This is a genomic window from Microbacterium sp. 13-71-7 (assembly GCF_002257455.1).
Taxonomy (GTDB): Bacteria; Actinomycetota; Actinomycetes; order Actinomycetales; family Microbacteriaceae; genus Microbacterium.
Map to the genome: position 1 here is coordinate 1 of NZ_NCKN01000280.1, position 4,577 is coordinate 4,577.

Here is a 4,577-nt window from a genome sequence, read left to right on the forward strand (position 1 = left end):
GACGTCGGGCAGCTGCCCGTTCTCGCACGGGAACCGGAAAGCCAGCTCGAGCTGCTCCCTGGCCAGCTCCGGATCGCCGTGGCGCAGCCCGACCGCGATGAAGTACGCGTCCCACTGCCAGAGCCCGACGTAGCCGATCTTCGAGGGCACGATCGCGCGGGCGCCCTCGAGCGCGGGCAGCTCCACGATGTTCGCGCCGAGCACCCACCAGCAGAACGCGGCCATGTCCTGCAGATCCTCGCGGACGCGCGGGCAGCGGTCGAACCACGCCTCCCACAGCGCCTCCAGCGCCTCCTCGGCGGCGCGGTGCGCACCGTCGCGCTGAGCGGACACCGCGACCGCACGATCGGCGGCGACCTCGATGCGGATCCCGGATCCGACCTCGTGGCGGGACGCACCGCCGTCCGGCAGCGAGAGACGGACCGAAGCCGTCGGGTCCCCGCCGATGCTGAGGGCGCGCAGCCCGTCGAAGGTCACGGTCACGGCGCCGAACGAGATCCGGTGCGGCTGCACGTCGACGATCGGGAGGATCCGGCCGGACGCCTCGTGCACGACGAGCGCATCGAGCACGCGGCACTGGTCGAGACCCCGCTCGTACTCGGAGGTGTGCACGCGCACACCGTCGCCCTCACGGAACACCAGCAGGCGCGAGCGCGGCATCGTGAATGGGGCGGTCACCAGATCGAGGTGACCGCCCGCGGCGTGCGCGAGCTCGGCCGCGGGCGCACCCCCGGCCGCCGGGATGCGGGTGTCCGTCACGTCAGCGCCCTCCGAGACCCGATGCGGCCATGCTGTTCAGGATCCGGCGCTGCCCGATCACGAACACGATCAGCATCGGCACGGTCGAGATCGCCGAGGCGGCCATCACGAGCCCGTAGTTCACGGAGCCGAACTGCCCCTGGAACGACTGCAGCAGCAGCGGCACCGTGAACAGGTCCGGCGTGTTGAGCAGCACGAGGGGGAACAGGAACGAGTTCCACACGTCGAGCGCGACGATGATGCTGAGCGCGGCGAGGCCCGGCCTCAGGTTCGGCAGGATCACCTGGAAGAACGTGCGGATCCGGCCCGCTCCGTCCACGAGCGCCGCCTCCTCGAGCTCCCGCGGCAGCGACAGCACGAACTGGCGCATGAGGAACACGGCGAAGGGGTTCGCGATCATGCCGGGGATGATGAGGGCGAGATGCGAGTCCACCCATCCCAGCTGCGACATCAGCAGGTAGAACGGGATGAGCGTGACCTGCTTGGGGATCATCTGCGTGGCGAGGAAGACGATGAAGAGCACCTTCGACCCGCGGAAGCGGATCCGCGCGAACGCGTAGCCGGCCATCGACGCGGTGATGAGCGTGCCCACGACGACCAGCACCGCGATGTAGGCGCTGTTCAGGTAGGCCTGCGCGAAGGGCACCGCGTTCCACGCCTGGACGTAGTTGTCGAACGTCCACGGGCTCGGCAGCACCGAGAGGGGGTTCTTGAGCAGCTGCGGCAGCGTCTTGAACGAGGTCAGCAGCATCCAGATGAACGGGAACACCATCGCGAGGCCGGCGACGACCAGCACGACGTGCAGGATCGTCGCGGACGTGCGGCGGCGCCCCTTGCCTGCGGCGCGCGGACGGATCCGCCGGCCGGGGGCGACGAGGGCGATCGTGGAATCGGTGGCGGGCGCGTGTCCGCCGGTGGTGAGGCGCGTGGTGTCGACGCTCATGCGGGGTCATCCTCGTAGTGGACGAACTTCTTCTGCGCGGCGAACTGGATTCCCGTGATCACGAGGGTCAGCAGCAGCAGGATGATGCTCGCGGCCGAAGAGAGTCCGAAGTCGAACTGCTTCATGCCGAGGTCGTAGATGTGGTAGACGATCGTGCGCGTCGCGTTGTCGGGTCCGCCGTTCTTGACCAGGACGTAGACGGTGTCGAAGGTCTGCAGGGACGAGATGAACGCGATCACGGAGGAGAAGAAGACGATCGGCGACAGCAGGGGCAGCCGGATCGCGGTGAACAGCCGCCAGGCGCCGGCGCCGTCGATCCGCGCGGCCTCGATCACCGACGGCGAGATGTTCTGCAGGCCGGCCAGGAAGATGATGACGTTGAGGCCCAGGGAGGACCAGATCGTCACGATGCACACCGCGAGCAGGGCGAGCCGCGGATCCTGCAGCCAGTCCGGCGGCGCGACCCCGAAGACCTTCGCGATCGCCGACGACAGCACGCCGTCCGCGCGGAACATCTGCTGCCACATCATCGCGACGGCCACGGTCGAGGTGACCACGGGCGCGAAGAAGAGCACGAGGTAGAGCGTGCGGGTCTTCAGCCTCTCGAGCGCGACCGCGATCGTGACGGCCAAGGCGAGGCCGATCGGCACCGTGATGACCGCGATGAGCAGCGTGTTCAGGATCGCGCGGCCGAAGAGGGGATCCGCGAGCTCCGTGGCGAAGTTCTCGAATCCCACCCAGCTGAGGTCGGTCAGGCCGTCCCAGTGCGCGAACGCGAGCACGAGGCTCGCGAGGAAGGGCACGAGCACGAACAGTCCCATGCCCACCAGCTGCGGCCCGACGAAGGCGTAGCCCCAGCGTCGATCGCGGCGACGCCAGGCCGCCTCGCGCCGCCACTCGGGCGCCGTCGTCGACGGCGCCCGAGTGCTGACAGCCTGCGTGCTCATCGTCACTTGCCGTCCTGGACCAGCTTGCCGACGGCGTCGAGCGTGGCCTGGGCGTCCTGCTTGCCCTGGTAGAGCGCGAGGAACTGGTCGCCGATGCCGCCGCGGATGCCCGGAAGGCGGGCCTCCGTGGGGTAGTTGACCAAGCCGACGTCGCGCATGTCGAGGAACGTCTGCGCGTGCGCCGGGTAGCCGTCGAGCACGACCTCGTCCGCGCCCTTGATCGAGGGGACGGCGTTCCCGCCGCCCTTCAAGCGGAGCGTCTGGCCCTCGGCCGAGAGGAACTCGGTCCAGAAAGTGAACGCCGCGTCCTTGACCTTGGTGCCCTTGTTGATCGCGAGGAACGAGGTGGCGACGCCGGTGGGCGCGGCCTTGCCGTCGGGCGTGGGCCACGGGGCGATGTCGTAGGAGTCCTTGGATCCTGCCGCCTCGACGGTGCCGATCGTGTAGCGCCCCTGCACGAAGAAGCCGGCCTTGTGCGAGACGAACAGGCTGTCGGCACCCGCGCCGTCGGGCAGGGTGTCGGCGACGAGGAACGTCTTGTCCTGGAACAGGGATCCGAGCTGGTCCAGCGCCTTGACGGCGCCGGCGTCCTTGTTCGCGACGAACTTCCCGCTCTTGTCATAGGGCGCGGAGACGCCCTGCGAGCTCAGCCAGCTCCACTGCGTGGACCAGTAGTTCCAGAACATGGTGCCGGTGAGGCCCGCGTCGTGGAGCTTCTTGTTCATGTCGAGGAACGCGCTCGTGGTCCACTTGCCCTCGCCGGCGAGGGTGGCCGGATCCTCGGTGACGCCGGCGGCCTTGAGCGCCTCCTTGTCGTACCAGAACACGTCGGGGTTCGAGTCGTTCGGGGCGGCGTAGATCTCGCCGTCCTTCTCGGCCGCGCCGAACAGGCCGGGCGAGAAGTCGTCGACCTTGCTCTGGCTCTTCGCGCCGTCCATGAGGCTCTTGAGGGGCATCAGGCGGTGGGATCCGACGAACTGGCCGATCATGTCGTCGCCGACGTAGAAGACGTCCGGCGCCGTGTTGCTGGTCAGCTGTGCGAGAAGCTTGGAGTGGTAGTCGTCGTAGCCGGCGACGGGCTGCAGCTTGACCGTGATGTCGGGGTGCCGCTTCATGAACTCCTTGTCGAAGTCCTGATAGCGCTTGAGCTCGTCGGCGCTGCCCCAGGTCGACCAGACCACGGTGGACTTGCCGCCGGCAGCGCTGCCGCCGCCGGAGGCGCCGCCGCTGCACGCGGCGAGGCCGAGCATCAGCGCACCGGCGGAGACCGCGGCGAGCGTGCGCAGGAGTCGAGGGTTCGAGCGGGGCATGACGCCACCTCTTTCGTCGTTGAAGGGCCCTTCGGGAGTACGGGACGCACTCAGTATTATGTATACAGAGCGCGATCCTGTCAATGAGCGCGACCCCGGTGCCGGGGAGGCGCCGCGCCCGCCGTCGATCGTGCGGAGTGCGCTCGCGGGCACGCACGGGCACGCGCGGGCACGCGCGCACACGTCGAGTGCACGTCGAGTGCCCGGCCTGCCACCGAACGCACGGCTTATCTACGCGAAGAACCGGTGCACTCGACAGGATCCCGTGCCCCCGGCAGGATCCCGCGCACCCGGCGCGACGCACGCCGTCGCCCACGCGGATCCACCGAGCGCACGGCCTGCTGCCGACCGCACGACTTGTTCGCGCGAAGAACCGGTGCACTCGACAGGATCCCGTGCCCCCGGCAGGATCCCGTGCACCCGGCGTGACGTCTGCCCCCGCGCACGCGGATCCACCGAGCGCACGGCCTGCTACCGAACGCACGGCTTATTCGCGCGAAGGACCCGTGCACTCGGCAGGATCCCGTGCACTCGAGGCTCGCGACCCGGCCAGCACCAGCAGTGAGCCAGCACCGGCACCGGCACCAGGCCCGCCTCGGGGGCATACGCTCGAGGGGT

At 69.1% G+C, this 4,577-nt stretch carries 4 protein-coding genes; all 4 read right to left on the bottom strand.

Annotated features, from left to right (window positions below; genetic code table 11):
- Positions 1-759, bottom strand: a 759-nt coding sequence (locus B7X32_RS18670) for a hypothetical protein (protein ID WP_292723132.1), incomplete at its 3' end; no start/stop codon positions are given.
- 1 nt (position 760) lies between these two features.
- A complete protein-coding gene (locus B7X32_RS18675; RefSeq protein WP_292723134.1) occupies positions 761-1,702 on the bottom strand; it encodes a carbohydrate ABC transporter permease in 942 nt (313 codons plus the stop codon).
- Entirely contained in the window at positions 1,699-2,649 is a 951-nt protein-coding gene (locus B7X32_RS18680) for a sugar ABC transporter permease (protein ID WP_292723137.1), read from the bottom strand. Before B7X32_RS18680 ends, B7X32_RS18675 begins: the two co-directional genes overlap by 4 nt.
- 2 nt (positions 2,650-2,651) lie before the next feature.
- The gene (locus tag B7X32_RS18685) at positions 2,652-3,959 is read right to left on the bottom strand and encodes a sugar ABC transporter substrate-binding protein (RefSeq protein WP_292723140.1); all 1,308 of its coding nucleotides are present in this window, start codon (positions 3,957-3,959) and stop codon (positions 2,652-2,654) included.
- Positions 3,960-4,577: the final 618 nt, after the last annotated feature.

Excerpts from the sequence above, each read along its gene's own strand:
- B7X32_RS18680 (WP_292723137.1), bottom strand. The coding sequence starts at position 2,649 with ATGAGCACGCAGGCTGTCAGCACTCGGGCGCCGTCGACGACGGCGCCC.
- B7X32_RS18675 (WP_292723134.1), bottom strand. The coding sequence starts at position 1,702 with ATGAGCGTCGACACCACGCGCCTCACCACCGGCGGACACGCGCCCGCC.
- B7X32_RS18685 (WP_292723140.1), bottom strand. The coding sequence starts at position 3,959 with ATGCCCCGCTCGAACCCTCGACTCCTGCGCACGCTCGCCGCGGTCTCC.